Genomic DNA, 15540 nt, shown 5'->3' with positions numbered 1-15540 from the left:
GGACCCCACGGCAGGCCTAGGATTGAGGCATGAACGTCATTGAAACACGCCTGCCGGGCATCGGGGTGCGGCGCGAGATCATCACCAATTCCGGCCGCAGGGTGGGTATCGTCGCCCAGCGCGACGGCGATCTCGACCTCATCATCTCCAAGGCGAGCGACCCCGACGCGTGCGTCGCCTCCATCCGCCTCACCACGGACGAAGCAGCTGCGATCGGCAACCTCTTCGGTTCGCCGCAACTCGTCGGACAACTGAGGGACGAACACCGGGACCTGCCGGGTGTCAGTACCCGGCAGTTCCTGATCACTCCCGGGTCACCCTTCGACGGGCGTTCCCTGGGCGCGACCCGCATGCGCTCGCGGTCGGGTGCTTCCCTCGTGGCCGTGCTGCGTTCAGGGCAGGTGCAGGCGTCCCCGGGGCCTGATTTCCAGCTCGCCGCCGGTGACCTGCTGGTGGTGGTGGGTACCTCGGAGGGCCTCGACGCCGCGGCAGACATTCTGCAGCACGGCTAGCCGGGCGTGCACACCACCGCTCTGACCCTCATCGAGCTCGGCGGCGTCCTCCTGTTCCTCGGAATCCTCGGTCGGCTCGCAGGCCTTATCGGGCTCTCGCCCATTCCCCTGTACCTGATCGGCGGTCTCTTCTTCGGTTCCGGCGGCTTGCTCGAGCTCGAGGGCGTGGTGAACTTCAGCGAGGTGGCAAGTGAGATCGGCGTGGTGCTCCTGCTTCTGATGCTCGGCCTCGAGTACTCGGCGAAGGAGCTCGTCACCGGTCTCCGGCAGTCCTGGATGGCCGGCATCGTCGACTTCGTACTCAACTTCTCGCCCGGCGTCCTGGTTGGCTTCATCCTCGGGTGGGGGCCGGTAGGGGCTCTCGCCATGGGCGGCGTCACCTACATCTCGTCGTCGGGCATCGCGGCGAAGGTCATGAGTGACCTCGGGCGCCTTGGTAACCGCGAGACGCCCACCGTGCTGGCGATCCTCGTCTTCGAGGACCTCGCCATGGCGGTCTACCTGCCCATCCTCACCGCTGTGCTCGCGGGCCTGAGTTTTGCTGGCGGCCTCGGTACCGTCGGCGTCTCGCTCCTTGTCGTCACGCTCGTCCTCGTGGTTGCCCTGCGGTGGGGCAATGTGGTGTCCGCCGTCGTCGACAGCAAGGACCGCGAGGTCTTCCTGCTCACGCTGATCGGCGCTGCGCTCCTGGTTGCGGGGCTCGCCTCGGCGCTGCAGGTCTCGGCCGCGGTCGGCGCGTTCCTGCTCGGCATCGCTATCTCGGGGGCGACGGCGGAGAATGCCGCGCGAGTGCTGGAACCGCTGCGGGATCTTTTCGCGGCCATCTTCTTCGTGGTGTTCGGGCTGAACACGGATCCGGCGTCTATCCCACCAGTGCTGGGCGTCGCGCTGGTCCTCGCGCTCGTCACCTCCGCGACGAAGATCGGCACCGGGTGGTGGGCGGCGTCCCGCCAGGGCATCGGGCGGCTGGGCCGGGCACGTGCAGGAACTGCTCTGGTGGCGCGGGGCGAGTTCTCCATCGTCATTGCAGGGCTGGCGGTCGCCTCAGGGGCGGTCGACGGGGAGCTCGCAGCCCTCGCCACCACGTACGTGCTGCTCATGGCCGTGTTGGGGCCGGTGATGGCCCGGCTCGCCGAGCCGGCGATGGAGCTGCTTGCCCGCAGGCCGCGGGAGGATCCCCGCGCAGTGCCCGTACCGTAACCTTCTCGTGAATCACTCCATCGGAAGCGGCACTCAGTCCTCGAGGATCTTCCCGATCGGCTCGCGCTTCTCGGCCTGGAACCGGTCCTCCGCCCGGCCGTAGGCCCAGTAGCCGGACAGCGAGACCTGTCCGCGTTCCAGTCCGCGTTGCGTGAACAGGACCTCGCGCAGTGCCTTCATCGCACCCCTTTCGCCGTGGACGAAGGCGTCCACGCGACCGGCCGGCCACGTCGCTGCCGCGACGGCGTCCGGTAGGAGCCGCGTGGTCCCGGGGACGGCCCCGTCCCGCAGCAGCCAGATGACCTGGACGCCCTCCGGCTTGGCAAAGTCCAGGACGTCGGCGTCGGTGTCCACCTCGATGAAGGCCAGACCCCGGGCCGTGGCGTCGAGCGCCTCGAGTCCCGCGCCGATGGCCGGAAGCGCTGAATCGTCGCCTGCGAAGAGGTGCCAGTCGGCCGTCGGGTCGGGGGACCACTTGCCCGAGGGCCCCATCAGGACCAGGGGGTCGCCCGGGCGTGCCTGCGCCGCCCAGGGACCGGCGACGCCCTCGTCGCCGTGCACCACGAAGTCGATGGCCAGGCGCTGCGCGTCACGGTCCATCCAGCGGATGGTGTACGTGCGCTTGACCGGCACCTCGTCGGGGACGCGTTCCGCGGCCAGCGCCTCAAGGTCATAGGGCGGGATGAGCCCGAGTTCCGGGCGGGCGAAGAGCAGCTTGGCGTACTTGTCGGCGGCGTCGTTGTCCTTCAACTCGGAGAACCCCGGCCCGCCCGCCACCACCCGCACCAGGTGCGGTGAGAGCCAGGAGGTCTCCTGGACGGTCAGGACGGCCTGCGGCCGGGGCTTCGGGGGAGAGGGGGTGGTCATGGGGATACGTAGCTCATTTCACGAGGAAATACGGTGTCCTATCGGCCGGTCAACGCCCCAGCCACCCTAGCAAGACTCAGCAGAGTGGCACTCCCAGCGCTTTCTCGACGGCTGAGATCAGGGTGCCGTCGTGCACCAGGACACGTGCCGCCTCGATCTCCGGTGCCAGATAGCGGTCGGTGCCGGGCCCCTCGACGACTTCCCGCACTCCGGTCCGCGCCGCATGGATGGCGGCCGAACTGCGGGACGCGGCCAGCCCACCGTCACGCATGTCCAGGGCCCGCGCCGCCGTGAGGATCTCGATGGCGAGGACACGTGTGAGGCCGTCGAGGGCACGCCGCAGCTTCAGCCCCGCCGCCCAGCCCATGGAGACGTGGTCCTCCTGCATCGCCGAGGAGGGAATGGAGTCAACCGAGGCGGGATTGGCGAGGCGCTTGAGTTCCGAGACGATACCGGCCTGCGTGTACTGCGCGATCATGTGGCCGGAGTCCACACCCGGATCGGAGGCGAGAAAGGCGTTGAGGCCGTGGTTCCGTGCCTTGTCGAGGAAGCGGTCGGTGCGCCGTTCGCTCATCGAGGCGACGTCCGCCACGGCGATGGCGAGGAAGTCGAGGACGTACCCCACGGGGGCGCCATGGAAATTGCCGTTGGATTCGATGCGGCCGTCCACGGTGACCACCGGGTTGTCGATCGCCGAACCGAGCTCGATGTCTGCAACGCTGCGCGCATGTGCGAGGGTGGCCCGTGCGGCTCCGTGCACCTGCGGCGCACAGCGGAGGGAATACGCATCCTGGACGCGCGTGAAGCGGTGGCGGCCGGTCTCCGACGTCAGTTCCTGAGCGATGAGCGGCGAGTCCTGCAGGAGGAATCGAATATTCGCCGCCGAGTCCTGCTGTCCGGGGTGTGGGCGCAGCGCGTGCAGGTCGGCGGCGAAGACGGCGTCGGTGCCGAGCAGCCCCTCCACGCTCATGGCCGCTGCAAGGTCCGCCGTTTTCAGGAGCAGGTGCAGGTCGGCCGAGGCGAGGACCAGCATGCCGAGCATTCCGTCCGTGCCGTTGATGAGCGCAAGCCCCTCCTTCTCACGCAGTTCGACGGGGGAGATACCTGCCCGCTCCAGCGCCTCGGCGGCGGGTACGAGCTCACCGTCGCTGGTTCGGACGGAGCCCTCGCCCATCAGTGCCAGCGCTACGTGGGAGAGTGGTGCGAGGTCGCCGGAACAGCCGAGTGAGCCGTACTCGCCGATGACCGGCGTGATGCCCGCGTTCAGCATTGCGGCATACGTCTCGGCGACCACGGGCCGGACCCCGGTGCGACCGGTGGCCAGCGTGGAGAGCCGGCCGAGCATGAGGCCGCGCACCACTTCGCGGTCGACGTCGGCGCCGGAGGATGCCGCGTGGCTGCGGATCAGGCTCCGCTGCAGCTGGGTGCGCTGGTCGAGCGGGATGGATTTCGTCGCCAACGCGCCGAATCCGGTGGAGACGCCGTAGTGCGGGGTGGGGTCGTCGACCAGGGCGTCGATGATTCGGCGGGACGATGCCATCGCCTCGAGGGCATCGGTAGTGAGCTCGACCCGGTGTCCGTGGCGCGCGATGGCCACCACCTGCTCGGGGCTGACGGGTCCGGTGCCCAGGGGAATCGGGGGAAAGGTCATGGAGTGCCTCAATGTCTGCTCTTGCCATTGGCTGAAAATACGGTTTCAATAAGTGAAATACAAAAGGTGTTCCAACGCAAGGGGAGGGGTAGCGTGGCCGAATCATCAACCCGTACGGTCGAACGCGCACTGGTGCTGCTGGGTGCTGTGTGCGACGGCGGTTCGCTCACCCTGGCGGATGCCTCCCGGAAGGCCGGGCTTTCCGCCTCGACCGCCCTGCGGCTGCTGCGCACGCTGGAAGCGACGGGCTTCGTGCGCCGGGACCCCGCCGGAAGCTTCCGCCCCGGGCTGCGCGTGGTCCAGCTCGGCGCGCTGGCCCTCAGCTCGGAATCCCTCGTCTCGCTGGCGGAGGAATCCCTCGAGCGGCTCGTGGGCCTCACGGGGGAGTCGGCCTACCTCAGCGTTCCCTCCTCCGACGGCGCAAGCGTCTACCTCGCCATGCGCGAGGGGACGCACTCGGTGCGCCACGCCAGCTGGGTGGGCCGCAGCATTCCGCTCACGGGAACGGCCGTGGGAGCTGTCCTGACGCAGGCTGCACCTCCGGAGAACTTCGTGGTGGTTCGTAACGGCGTCGAAGCGGACGTCACCGCGATCGCGGCCCCGGTGTCACCCGGCGGACGCATTGTCGCCGCACTCAGCGTCGTGGTCCCGAGCTATCGCATCAGCGAGGCCGAGGCACGGGAAGTCGGCGCGCTCGTGGCCCGCGAAGCCGCCGGCCTGCTCCGTGCGTCGACCATTCCCACCGCCGCCACCGGTCCCGTGGACCTGACCGGCCCCGACCCCGCCGCTCCACCCGAGATTGCCGTTCCCCTCCAACGAAGCATAGGAAGACCAGTATGAGCGCTCCCATCCCCACCACCTCCGATCCGTCGCGTTCCATCCGGGCGGCGCGGGGCACCACACTCCGCGCCAGGAGCTGGCAGACGGAGGCGCCCCTGCGGATGCTCATGAACAACCTGGACCCGGAGGTCGCAGAGCGGCCCGAGGACCTCGTCGTGTACGGCGGGACGGGGCGCGCGGCCCGGAGCTGGGAGGCCTACGACGCCATCGTGCGTTCGCTGGAATCCCTCGACGACGACGAGACGCTCCTCATCCAGTCGGGGAAACCCGTGGGGATCTTCCGCACGAACCCCTGGGCGCCGCGGGTCCTGATCGCGAATTCCAACCTCGTGGGGGACTGGGCCACCTGGCCCGAGTTCCGCCGTCTCGAAGCCGAAGGCCTGATGATGTACGGCCAGATGACGGCCGGATCATGGATCTACATCGGGACGCAGGGCATCCTCCAGGGCACGTTCGAGACCTTCGCCGCGATCGCCGAGAAGCGGTTCGGTGGAACCCTCGCCGGAACCCTCACCGTCACCGCGGGTTGCGGCGGCATGGGCGGCGCGCAGCCCCTGGCCGTGACCCTCAACGGGGGTGCGGTGCTGATCATCGACGTCGACGGAGCCCGCCTGCGCCGCCGCGTGGCCAAGCGGTACCTCGACGTCGTCGCCGGATCCCTCGACGACGCCGTGGCGCAGGTGCTGGCGGCACGGGACGAAAAGCGTGCACTGTCCGTGGGAGTCGTGGGTAACGCGGCTGTCGTCCTCCCCGAACTGCTCCGCCGGGGACTCGACGCCGACATCGTGACCGACCAGACGTCGGCGCACGATCCGCTGAGCTACCTGCCCGCCGACATCGGCCTGGACGAGTGGGACCGCGCGGCCAGAGCCGATCCGGAGGACTTCACCCGCAAGGCGCAGGCCTCGATGGCCCTGCACGTCGAGGCGATGGTGGGCTTCCGGGACGCGGGAGCCGAGGTGTTCGACTACGGGAACTCCATCCGGGATGAGGCCCGCCAGGGCGGCTACGCGCGGGCGTTCGACTTCCCGGGCTTCGTCCCCGCCTACATCCGCCCGCTGTTCTGTGAGGGGCTGGGCCCGTTCCGGTGGGTGGCACTGTCCGGGGATCCTGCCGATATCGCCGTCACCGACGCCGCCCTGAAGGACCTGTTCCCCGACAACGCACATCTGCACCGCTGGCTCGACGCCGCTGCCGAGCACGTGGAATTCGAGGGGCTTCCCGCACGGATCTGCTGGCTCGGCTACGGTGACCGGGCGAAGGCGGGGCTTCTGTTCAACCGGCTCGTCGCGGAGGGCAGAGTGTCGGCGCCGATCGTCATCGGCCGCGACCACCTGGACTCCGGATCGGTGGCCTCGCCCTACCGCGAAACCGAGGCCATGGCGGACGGCTCTGACGCCGTCGCGGACTGGCCGTTGCTCAATGCGCTGTTGAATACGTCCTCGGGTGCCACCTGGGTTTCCATCCACCACGGTGGGGGCGTCGGAATCGGCCGGTCCATCCATGCGGGTCAGGTATCCGTGGCTGACGGCACCGACCTGGCGGCGCAGAAGCTCGAGAGGCTGCTGACCAATGATCCCGGCATGGGCGTCATCCGCCATGTCGACGCGGGCTACCCGCGCGCTGTCGATGTCGCAGCGGAGCGCGGTGTCCGGATTCCGATGCAGCAGTGACGATCCCGCCCGGTGTTCCCGTCCAACCATCGAAAGGCATCCATGGATTCCGTCTCAGCACTGCTTGACTCCATCGCCGACGTCGGGCGTGATACCACCCGCGGCGGATACTCCCGCGGGGTGTATACCAGCGCCGAGCTGACCCTGCGGACCTGGTTCGAGGAGGAGGCAGGACGCCGGGGGCTGGCCTTCGAGACGGACCGCAACGGAATCCTGTGGGGCTGGTGGGACGCAGGCAAGGGTGGACGCAGGGGATCCCTGGTCACGGGGAGCCACGTCGACTCCGTTTTCGGGGGAGGAGCATACGACGGGCCGCTCGGCGTCGCGTCCGCCTTCGCCGCCGTCGACATCCTCCGTGCGCGTGGCATCCGGCCGGATCGTGCCCTCGCCGTCGCCGTCTTTCCCGAGGAGGAGGGCTCACGGTTCGGTGTGCCCTGCCTCGGCTCGCGCCTCCTCACCGGTGCCATCGATGCCGACGCCGCCCGCAACCTGACGGACGCCGACGGCCTCACCTTCGCCGAGGCCTCCCGTGCAGCGGGCATCGATCCGGCGCACCTCGGCCGGGATGACGACACCCTGCGGACCATCGGCGATTTCGTCGAGCTCCACGTGGAGCAGGGCCGCGGACTGATCCACTCCGATTCCGCCGTCGCCGTCGGATCGACGATCCTCGGCCACGGCCGCTGGCGGCTGTCGGTGTCGGGGCAGGGCAACCATGCCGGCACCACCCTCATGGCGGACCGGGCGGACCCGATGATCGCCGCCGCGCAGATCGTGCTCGCCATCCGGAATGCCGCACGGGCCGAGGACGGCGCGCGCGCCACGGTGGGCAGGCTCCAGCCCGTGCCGGGAGGCACGAACGTGATCGCCTCGCGGGTGGACCTGTGGCTCGATGTTCGTCACGCGGACGACGCCGTCACCGCCGCCCTTGTCGAGAGGATCCACGGTCAGGCCCAGAAGGCTGCGGCTTTCGAGGGCTGTTCGGTGAGCCTCACGATGGAGTCGCAGAGCGGCACCATCTCCTTCGATCCTGCCCTTCAGCGCACGCTCCGTAATTCCCTGAAGGGTGCGCCGATCCTGCCCACCGGTGCCGGGCACGACGCCGGTGTGCTGGCGGGTGTACTGCCCACGGCGATGCTCTTCATCCGGAACCCCACCGGCATCAGCCACTCGCCGGAGGAGTTCGTGGAACGCGACGACGCGGATGCGGGAGCAACCGCCCTGGCCGACGTCCTGGAGGATCTCCTGTGACGCCTGCAGGTGTCACCGTCTGGTGCGAGTACGCCTGGCTCGGCACCGAAGGCGTTCGGGATTCGGTCCGCATCGGGGTGGACGGCTCCGGCAGGATCGCCTCTGTACAGCAGGGAAGCGCGGCGGAACCCGGTGACCTACTGCTCGGCGGCGTCGTCTTCCCTGCAGCTGCCAACGCCCACTCGCATGCCTTCCACCGGGCTCTGCGGGGGCGCACGCACGACGGCGGCCTCGGCAGCTTCTGGTCGTGGCGCGAGGAGATGTACCGCGCGGCGGGCGCACTGACGCCGGCCGGCTACGAGGAGCTTGCCACCGCCGTCTACGCCGAGATGGTGACGACAGGCTGGTCGAGTGTCGCCGAGTTCCATGACGTCCACCACCAGCCGGACGGCACGCCCTATGAGGGGGATCGCCATGCCATGGAACTCGCGCTGGGCAGGGCCGCCGTCCTTGCGGGAATACGGCTCACCCTGCTGGACACCTGCTATCTCACAGGGGGTTTCGGACAGCCGCCCGGCCCCGGCCAGCACCGCTTCACCGACGACGACGCCTCGGCCTGGCTGGCGCGCCTCGCCGATCTGCGGCGCACCGTCGCCTCCACGTTCGATCCGGACCAGGTCAGCGTCGGCGCTGCAATTCATTCAGTGCGGGCGGTGCCGGACGAGGCACTGGCCGTCATCGCCCGCGAACTGCCCGCCGACCTTCCACTGCACATCCACCTCTCCGAGCAACCCGCCGAGAACGAGGACTGCAGGAAAGCGACGGGTCTCACTCCCACCGGGCTCCTGGCCCGCCACGGCCTCCTGACCGAACGGCTCTCGGTGGTCCATGCGACGCACCTGACGCCGGAGGACATCCGCCTGCTCGGCAACGCACGGGTGGTGGCTGTCCTCTGCCCCACCACGGAGGCGGACCTCGCCGACGGGATCGGACCGGCGCGCGAGCTGGTTGCCGCTGGTTGTGTACTCGCGCTCGGGACGGACCAGCATGCGGTGATCGACCCCTGGCTCGAGATGCGGGCGCTCGAATACGGCGAACGGCTGGGAAGCGGCCACCGGGGTTTCTTCTCCCCCGGGGCGTTGCACTCGATCGCAGCGGAGGGCGGGGCCTCCTCCCAGGGCAGGCCTGCCGTCGCTATCGAGAAGGGCTCCGTCTGCGACCTCATGGCCGTCGATCCGCTGAGTACCCGAACGGCCGGCTCACGCCGGGAGCAGCTCGCCTTTTCCGCCACCGCCCAGGACGTGACCGCCGTCGTCGTCGGAGGGAAGCTGTTGGCCCGGAACGGGGTCCACGAGACCCTCGGGAACCCGGCCGATTCCCTCCGTGCAGCCATCGCCGGCCTCGACGCCGCAGCCGCCGGCCTCGATGCCGCCGCCGCCACCTTCGATGCCACCGCCACCGCAGCCGGAACCCCGGATCCCGGCAATGGGCCGGGCCGGCGGTATCCCCCCGCGGAGCGTTCCTGATGTCACTGCTCATCACCAACATCGGCGAACTGATGACCCAGGACGCCGAACACCGCGTCCTGCGCTCCGCCGCCGTCGTTCTCGAGGGCGAGCGCATCAGTTGGGTGGGGCAGGCGGCGAAGGCGCCGGCCGCGGATCTCCTGCACGACGCCGGTGGCCGGGCCGCCCTGCCGGGATGGGTGGACAGCCATACCCACCTGGTCTTCGCGGGCGACCGCACCGCTGAGTTCGAAGCGCGGATGGCGGGAGCCGACTACACGGCGGGTGGGATCGCGGTCACCGCCGGCGCCACCCGGGAGGCCACCGACTACGAGCTCACCCGGTTGCTGCTCGGACGGGTTGCCGAGGCGCACGCAGGCGGAACAACGTACCTGGAGACGAAGACCGGGTACGGCCTCGATGTGGAGCACGAGGCCCGCAGCGCACGGATCGCCGCATCCGTCGTGGACGAGGTGACTTTCCTCGGAGCGCACCTCGTTCCGCACGGCGTCGACCCGGACGACTACACCGCGCTCGTCTGCGGGCCCATGCTCGACGCCGTCCGACCCTTCGTCGGGTGGGCCGACGTGTTCTGCGAGCGGGGCGCCTTCACTCCCGAGCAGAGCCGTGCGGTGCTCGCCGCCTGCCGGGATGCCGGTCTGGGTTTGAGGGTCCACGGCAACCAGCTCGGCCCCGGGCAAGGCGTAGCGCTCGCTGTGGAGTTCGGAGCGGCAAGCGTGGACCACGTGAACCACCTGGTCCCCACGGACATCGACGCGCTCGCCGGGTCCTGGGCTGCCTGGGAACCGGCATCCGGGACCCGCCGGGGAACCGTCGCCACCTGCCTGCCGGCATGCGACCTCTCGACCCGCCAGCCGCTCGCCCCGGCACGGGCACTGCTCGACGCCGGGGTGCCGGTGGCGCTCGCCAGCAACTGTAATCCGGGCACGTCCTACACCAGTTCCATGGCGTTCTGCGTCACCACCGCCGTCCTCCAGATGGGGCTCAGCGTCGATGAGGCGGTGCGGGCAGCCACCTACGGGGGAGCGTTAGCCCTCCGCCGTGAGTCCGGACAGGACCTCGACGGCGCCCGCGCGGTCGGTTCGGTCGCCGTCGGGCACCGCGCGGATGTCCAGCTCCTCGACTCGCCGTCGGCCACGCATCTTGCCTACCGGCCGGGGATGCCGCTCTCCGGCGCAGTCTGGATGGCCGGCCGCCGGGTCGACCGGCAGGCGGTGCGCCGGCTGGCCGTTGGGAATCCGCAGGAACCACTGGAAGGATAGCCGCATGCCCGCGCCGCTCCCCGCCCCCCGAGACGTCCCCAGCGACATTCCCAGCGACATTCCCAGCACCGCGGAGGACGGCGGATCTCCGCAGCCGGCGCGGCGCATCAAGGCCGAGATCCTCGTCGTGCTCGGCCTGTCCCTCGGCCAGTCCGGGGTGTACGCGGCGGTGAACCTGCTGGAGAAACTGACCCGGGGCCCGCTGTCCGGTCAGACCACCACCCTCAACCCAGTCCTCAACGACCGTCAGTACTTCGACCTCACGTATCAGCTGCTCAGCATCTTCTTCGCACTCGTACCGGTGGCGCTCGTGCTGTTCCTGCTGAGCGGACCCGGCGTCTCCGCGTTCCGCCGTCTTGGTTTCACCTTCGCGAAACCCGGCACCGACTTCGGGCTGGGCCTGGGGCTCGCCGCCGTCATCGGGGTCGGCACGCTGGGCGTCTACGCCGGCGGCCGTGCACTGGGACTGACGACGGCGATCATCCCGGCTGCCCTCGACGCGTACTGGTGGACCGTGCCCGTCCTGGTTCTTTCGGCCCTCCGCCACGCGGTGCTCGAGGAGGTCATCGTGGTGGGGTACCTGTTCGAGCGGTTCGGCGAGCTCCGGTGGTCGGTGCCGGTCATCATCGTCACCAGCGCACTGATCCGGGGAAGCTATCACCTGTACCAGGGCTTCGGGCCGTTCATCGGTAACGTTCTGATGGGGCTGTTGTTCGGTTACCTCTACGCGAAACGGCGCAGGGTGATGCCACTCGTCATTGCCCACGCAGCAATCGACATCACCGGGTTCGTCGGGTTTGCGCTGATCGGTCCGGCGATCGGCATCGGCGGCTGAGAGCGGCCGGGTTCTCCCGACTCCTTTGGGCCACGAAAATGTGACTAAATTACCGCCGAGTTCGGTGCTAATTTGAAGGAGTCGCGGCTCATCCACAGGCCGCCGAGGAGGAACAATGACAGTCATCACGAACGTCTCAGAATGCAGCGTCGGTAATTGTTCGTTCAACCACGACGGCTGTACGGCCATCGCCATCACCGTCTCCGGGAGCACCGACCACGCGTCGTGCGCCACGTTCATCGACACCTCGATCAGTGGTGGTCTGCCGAAGATGCTCGCACAGGTGGGAGCCTGCCAGCGGGCGGAGTGCAACTACAACCACGACCTCATGTGTACGGCATCCGCCGTCAAGGTCGGCCCCGGTGCTGAGGACGCCGACTGCCTCACCTATACACACGCCTAGGGCGGCATGTCGGCCAGAGAGAGCAGGAGCCCGACTGGTGCCAGTCCGGCTCCTGCTCCCTGCGCGAAAATCTTGAGCGGCGGTAGCGCTAGATCTCCACGCGGCCGTTCGCGGTCTCGAACGTCACCGACATGATTCCGGGGGTTCCGTTGGGCGCCACCCAGCGGACGTCGACGCCGTCGAGCGTTTCCTCGACCTGCGTGCCGAGCCATTCGGTGACGCGCTCGGAGGATCCGGCGATCGTGAGGCAGTCGAGTTTCACCGTGGCGGGGCGGGCCTGTGACGGATGCAGGGCTTCGAGCCCGTCATCCCACCGCAGGAGGTAGGGGACCTGCGGATCGGCGATCAGTCCCTTGATGCCGATCTGCTGCCACGAGAGTTCCTGACCATCCGGGAATTTCCGGTTGCCGGGAACCGCGCTGCGGCCGAGGCGCTCCTCGAAGGGTTCGAGGTTCTCGACCGCGACGCACCAGCCCATCCAGCCTCCACCGGCTTCGGAGCGCGCACGCACGGCTTGCCCGAAGGGTGCCTTGTCGGATGCGGGGTGCGAAAGTACCTCGACAACTTCCAGGTACTGCCCGTTGACCAGGGGAAAAATCATGTTCCGTGTGCCGAAGCGGGGGTGCACACCGCCCTTCACGGGTTCCATGCCGAGGGCGGTTGCAATCCGCTCGGCAGTGGCAGCCAGTCCATCGGGTTCGCAGGCGTAAGAGACGTGATCCAGGCGCATGGCTACATTTTGGCACTTTGTGATGGGCGTCTCGACTTAGGCCGCCCTTACTTCACGGGGCGTCATTTCGGGCCTCCCAGAGTTGCCTGCAACGCCGGTTTGGGCTTTCATTGACTGCAGGTCATGAGTGCCAGCGGAAAGCCCCGGCTCGCTGGCCGGCAACCCTCCAACCGCGGTGGGGTGCCCCGGGTGAAGACCAGGCGGAGCCCACACGGGTGCTGCGCAAGCGCGGGCCGACAAGCCCTGGCCGGTCATCCCCGGCGACGGCGGATGGGCCCCCATCGAGAGGGGACACCATGTCCAACGATTGGTCATTCGAAACACGGCAGATCCACGCCGGGCAGACACCCGACTCCGCCACGGGGGCGCGTGCGCTGCCGATCTACCAGACATCCTCGTTCGTCTTCCCCAGCGCGCAGAGCGCTGCCGACCGTTTCGCGCTGACTGAACTTGCCCCGATCTATACGCGGATCGGCAATCCGACGCAGGAAGCCGTCGAGATTCGCATCGCGAGCCTCGAGGGCGGTGCCGGCGCCCTGCTGCTGGCGTCGGGACAGGCAGCTGAGACGTTCGCGGTGCTGAACGTCGCGGAGGTGGGAGACCATATCGTCGCGAGTCCCAGCCTTTACGGCGGCACGTTCAACCTCTTCCGGCACACGCTGAAGAAGTTCGGCATCGACTGCACCTTCGTGGAGGACCCGGACAACCTCGAGCAATGGCGTGCGGCGGTGCGCCCCAACACCAAACTGTTCTTCGGTGAAGTCGTCTCGAATCCCCGCCAGGACGTCCTCGACATCGAGGGCATCAGCGCCGTTGCGCACGAGCACGGCATCCCCCTGATCGTCGACAACACGCTGTCCACGCCCTACCTCATCCGCCCCATCGAGTGGGGCGCCGACATCGTGGTCCACTCCGCCACCAAGTACCTCGGCGGCCACGGGAACGCCATCGCGGGGGTGATCGTCGATTCCGGAAGGTTCGACTTCGCAAGGAATCCGGAGAAGTTTCCCGGCTTCAACACGCCCGACGAGAGCTACCACGGACTGGTCTACGCCAGGGACCTCGGGGTCGGCAGCGCTCTCGGCGCCAACCTCGCCTACATCCTCAAGGCACGCGTCCAGCTGTTGCGGGACCTCGGTTCCTCGGTGTCACCCTTCAATGCCTTCCTGATCGCCCAGGGCATCGAGACCCTCAGCCTGCGGATGGAGCGGCACGTCGAGAACGCCCGGGCCGTGGCTGAATGGCTTGAACAGCACGACGACGTCGAATCGGTCGCCTACGCGGGGCTGCCCTCGAGCCCCTGGTACGAACGTGGCCGCACCTACGGACCGCGCGGCACCGGTGCCATCGTGTCGTTCGACATCGAAGGGGGGATCGAGGCCGGCAAACGGTTCGTCGATGGTCTCGAGCTCCACTCCCATGTGGCGAACGTCGGTGATGTCCGTTCGCTCGTGATCCACCCGGCGTCGACCACCCACAGCCAGCTGGGGGCGGAGGCGCAACTGACGGCCGGGGTGCGTCCCGGCCTCGTGCGGCTGTCGGTGGGACTCGAGAACCTCCAGGACATCCTCGCCGACCTGGATGCAGGCTTTCGAGCGGCGAAGGGGGCGTAGGCAAACCGGTGACCACCTATTTCCCTGCGCCGTCGTCCCGCCTGCCCCGAACAGGTCCGGGGAGCGACGGCCTGCTTCGAACTGCGTTCCTGGGTCCGGTAGTGCTCGACGCCGGCGGTGAACTCCCCGACGTGCAGTTGGCCTTCGAGACATGGGGCACCCTCAACGAGGATGCAACGAATGCGGTGCTGGTGCATCATGCGCTGACCGGCAGTTCCCATGTCGCCCGTGGGGCGTCCGAGGAGGACGGGTGGTGGGATTCACTGGTGGGCCCCGGTCGCACCGTGGACACGGACAGGTACTTCGTCGTGTCCATCAACATGCTCGGCGGTTGCTACGGCTCCACGGGACCAGCGAGCCTCGACTCCCAGGGATCGCCGTGGGGATCGCGGTTCCCCTTCATCACCATCCGGGATTCGGTCCGCACCGAGGCGCTGCTGATGGACCGGTTGGGGATCCCGCGCTGGCATTCGGTCCTGGGAGGATCGATGGGCGGGGCGCGCGCCCTGGAATGGGCACTGATGTACCCGGACCGGGTGGAACGGTGCGCAGTCATCGCCTGCACCGCAGCAAGCTCAGCCGAGCAGATCGCGTTCGCCCAGGCGCAGCTCCAGGCGATCCGCCTCGATCCGGCGTACGCGGGAGGCGACTACTACGGGGCGGACCTTCCCGTTGCCGGACTGGGCCTCGCACGGCGGATCGCCCATATCACCTATCGGTCCGAGGCGGAGCTCGGTGACCGTTTCGGGAGGGCCGCCCAGGACGTGGAGCAGCCGTTCGGCGGCGTGCTCCCCGCGGAGCGCGGGCGCTACCAGGTGGAAAGCTACCTCGACCACCAGGCGGAGAAGCTGGTCCACCGCTTCGACGCCAACAGCTACGTGATCCTCACCGAGGCGCTCATGAGCCACGATGCCGCGCGGGACCGTGGAAGCCTTGCACAGGCGCTGAGCGGAGCCACGGCACGGTTCTTCATCGCAGCGGTGGACACCGACCGCCTGTATTTCCCCGGGCAGTCGGCAGTCCTGGCGGAAGCACTTCCGGGACACGTGCCGGTGCACATGATCCGGTCCCCGATCGGGCACGACGCATTCCTGACACAGATCCATCAGCTGGACCGGGAGCTGACGGAGGCGTTCTTCACCGACTAGGTCGTGTCTGTTAATTGTGTACTCGGTGGAATGTGACTACTGCGGTGAGTAGCACTCCGCCAAGGAATGTGGTGGCGTATTTGTCGTAG

At 68.5% G+C, this 15540-nt stretch carries 14 protein-coding genes and 1 riboswitch; of the genes, 11 read left to right on the top strand and 3 right to left on the bottom strand.

Annotation, left to right across the window (positions count from 1 at the left end; all coding sequences use genetic code 11):
- Window positions 1–29 precede the first annotated feature (29 nt).
- Window positions 30–512, top strand: a complete 483-nt coding sequence (locus tag IWX65_RS12700; protein ID WP_196883353.1) for a cation:proton antiporter regulatory subunit — start codon at window positions 30–32, stop codon at window positions 510–512.
- 6 nt (window positions 513–518) lie between these two features.
- Window positions 519–1712, top strand: a complete 1194-nt coding sequence (locus IWX65_RS12695) for a cation:proton antiporter (protein ID WP_196883351.1) — start codon at window positions 519–521, stop codon at window positions 1710–1712.
- 33 nt (window positions 1713–1745) lie between these two features.
- On the opposite strand, the gene IWX65_RS12690 is transcribed toward IWX65_RS12695, so the two are convergent.
- Together IWX65_RS12690 and hutH are read right to left on the bottom strand one after the other, a co-directional pair.
- Window positions 1746–2579 (bottom strand): siderophore-interacting protein, encoded by an 834-nt coding sequence (locus IWX65_RS12690; RefSeq protein ID WP_196883350.1) that lies wholly within the window; start codon window positions 2577–2579, stop codon window positions 1746–1748.
- Window positions 2580–2655: 76 nt separating this feature from the next.
- Window positions 2656–4230: a histidine ammonia-lyase gene (gene hutH / locus IWX65_RS12685; RefSeq protein WP_196883349.1), complete on the bottom strand. Its 1575-nt coding sequence runs from the start codon at window positions 4228–4230 to the stop codon at window positions 2656–2658.
- A gap of 93 nt (window positions 4231–4323) precedes the next feature.
- Between hutH and IWX65_RS12680 the strand changes: the two genes are divergently transcribed.
- From IWX65_RS12680 to IWX65_RS12650, 7 genes are all read left to right on the top strand, one after another.
- Window positions 4324–5070, top strand: coding sequence for an IclR family transcriptional regulator (locus IWX65_RS12680; protein WP_196883348.1), 747 nt, complete (start codon window positions 4324–4326; stop codon window positions 5068–5070).
- Window positions 5067–6743 (top strand): urocanate hydratase, encoded by a 1677-nt coding sequence (gene hutU / locus IWX65_RS12675; protein WP_196883347.1) that lies wholly within the window; start codon window positions 5067–5069, stop codon window positions 6741–6743. Before IWX65_RS12680 ends, hutU begins: the two co-directional genes overlap by 4 nt.
- 42 nt (window positions 6744–6785) lie before the next feature.
- Entirely contained in the window at window positions 6786–7994 is a 1209-nt protein-coding gene (locus IWX65_RS12670) for an allantoate amidohydrolase (RefSeq protein ID WP_196883346.1), read from the top strand.
- Window positions 7991–9460 (top strand): formimidoylglutamate deiminase, encoded by a 1470-nt coding sequence (locus IWX65_RS12665; RefSeq protein WP_196883344.1) that lies wholly within the window; start codon window positions 7991–7993, stop codon window positions 9458–9460. Before IWX65_RS12670 ends, IWX65_RS12665 begins: the two co-directional genes overlap by 4 nt.
- A complete protein-coding gene (locus tag IWX65_RS12660) occupies window positions 9460–10722 on the top strand; it encodes an amidohydrolase family protein (RefSeq protein ID WP_196883343.1) in 1263 nt (420 codons plus the stop codon). The genes IWX65_RS12665 and IWX65_RS12660 overlap by 1 nt, the downstream gene beginning before the upstream one ends.
- A 4-nt stretch (window positions 10723–10726) precedes the next feature.
- Complete coding sequence (locus tag IWX65_RS12655) at window positions 10727–11557, top strand: CPBP family intramembrane glutamic endopeptidase (RefSeq protein ID WP_196883342.1); 831 nt, start codon at window positions 10727–10729, stop codon at window positions 11555–11557.
- A 115-nt stretch (window positions 11558–11672) separates the two neighbouring features.
- A complete protein-coding gene (locus IWX65_RS12650) occupies window positions 11673–11960 on the top strand; it encodes a DUF1540 domain-containing protein (RefSeq protein WP_196883341.1) in 288 nt (95 codons plus the stop codon).
- 88 nt (window positions 11961–12048) lie between these two features.
- Here IWX65_RS12650 and IWX65_RS12645 read toward each other — a convergent pair whose 3' ends face one another.
- Window positions 12049–12690, bottom strand: a complete 642-nt coding sequence (locus tag IWX65_RS12645) for a VOC family protein (RefSeq protein WP_196883340.1) — start codon at window positions 12688–12690, stop codon at window positions 12049–12051.
- Between the two features lie 119 nt (window positions 12691–12809).
- Window positions 12810–12925, top strand: a riboswitch (SAM riboswitch).
- A 61-nt stretch (window positions 12926–12986) separates the two neighbouring features.
- On the opposite strand from IWX65_RS12645, the gene IWX65_RS12640 reads away from it, so the two are divergent.
- Both IWX65_RS12640 and metX read left to right on the top strand, forming a co-directional pair.
- Window positions 12987–14303, top strand: coding sequence for a bifunctional o-acetylhomoserine/o-acetylserine sulfhydrylase (locus IWX65_RS12640; protein ID WP_196883339.1), 1317 nt, complete (start codon window positions 12987–12989; stop codon window positions 14301–14303).
- An 8-nt stretch (window positions 14304–14311) separates the two neighbouring features.
- The gene (gene metX, locus IWX65_RS12635; protein ID WP_196883338.1) at window positions 14312–15451 is read left to right on the top strand and encodes a homoserine O-acetyltransferase MetX; all 1140 of its coding nucleotides are present in this window, start codon (window positions 14312–14314) and stop codon (window positions 15449–15451) included.
- Window positions 15452–15540 lie beyond the last annotated feature (89 nt).

This window comes from Arthrobacter sp. CAN_A214 (assembly GCF_015751955.1).
In the GTDB taxonomy this organism is placed as follows: domain Bacteria; phylum Actinomycetota; class Actinomycetes; order Actinomycetales; family Micrococcaceae; genus Arthrobacter_D.
This window is presented reverse-complemented; position numbering and strand designations above follow the sequence as displayed.

Coding starts and splice junctions, on each gene's coding strand:
- IWX65_RS12660 (WP_196883343.1), top strand. CDS start 9,460: ATGTCACTGCTCATCACCAACATCGGCGAACTGATGACCCAGGACGCC.
- IWX65_RS12670 (WP_196883346.1), top strand. CDS start 6,786: ATGGATTCCGTCTCAGCACTGCTTGACTCCATCGCCGACGTCGGGCGT.
- IWX65_RS12700 (WP_196883353.1), top strand. CDS start 30: ATGAACGTCATTGAAACACGCCTGCCGGGCATCGGGGTGCGGCGCGAG.
- IWX65_RS12655 (WP_196883342.1), top strand. CDS start 10,727: ATGCCCGCGCCGCTCCCCGCCCCCCGAGACGTCCCCAGCGACATTCCC.
- IWX65_RS12645 (WP_196883340.1), bottom strand. CDS start 12,690: ATGCGCCTGGATCACGTCTCTTACGCCTGCGAACCCGATGGACTGGCT.
- hutH (WP_196883349.1), bottom strand. CDS start 4,230: ATGACCTTTCCCCCGATTCCCCTGGGCACCGGACCCGTCAGCCCCGAG.
- hutU (WP_196883347.1), top strand. CDS start 5,067: ATGAGCGCTCCCATCCCCACCACCTCCGATCCGTCGCGTTCCATCCGG.
- IWX65_RS12650 (WP_196883341.1), top strand. CDS start 11,673: ATGACAGTCATCACGAACGTCTCAGAATGCAGCGTCGGTAATTGTTCG.
- IWX65_RS12690 (WP_196883350.1), bottom strand. CDS start 2,579: ATGACCACCCCCTCTCCCCCGAAGCCCCGGCCGCAGGCCGTCCTGACC.
- IWX65_RS12640 (WP_196883339.1), top strand. CDS start 12,987: ATGTCCAACGATTGGTCATTCGAAACACGGCAGATCCACGCCGGGCAG.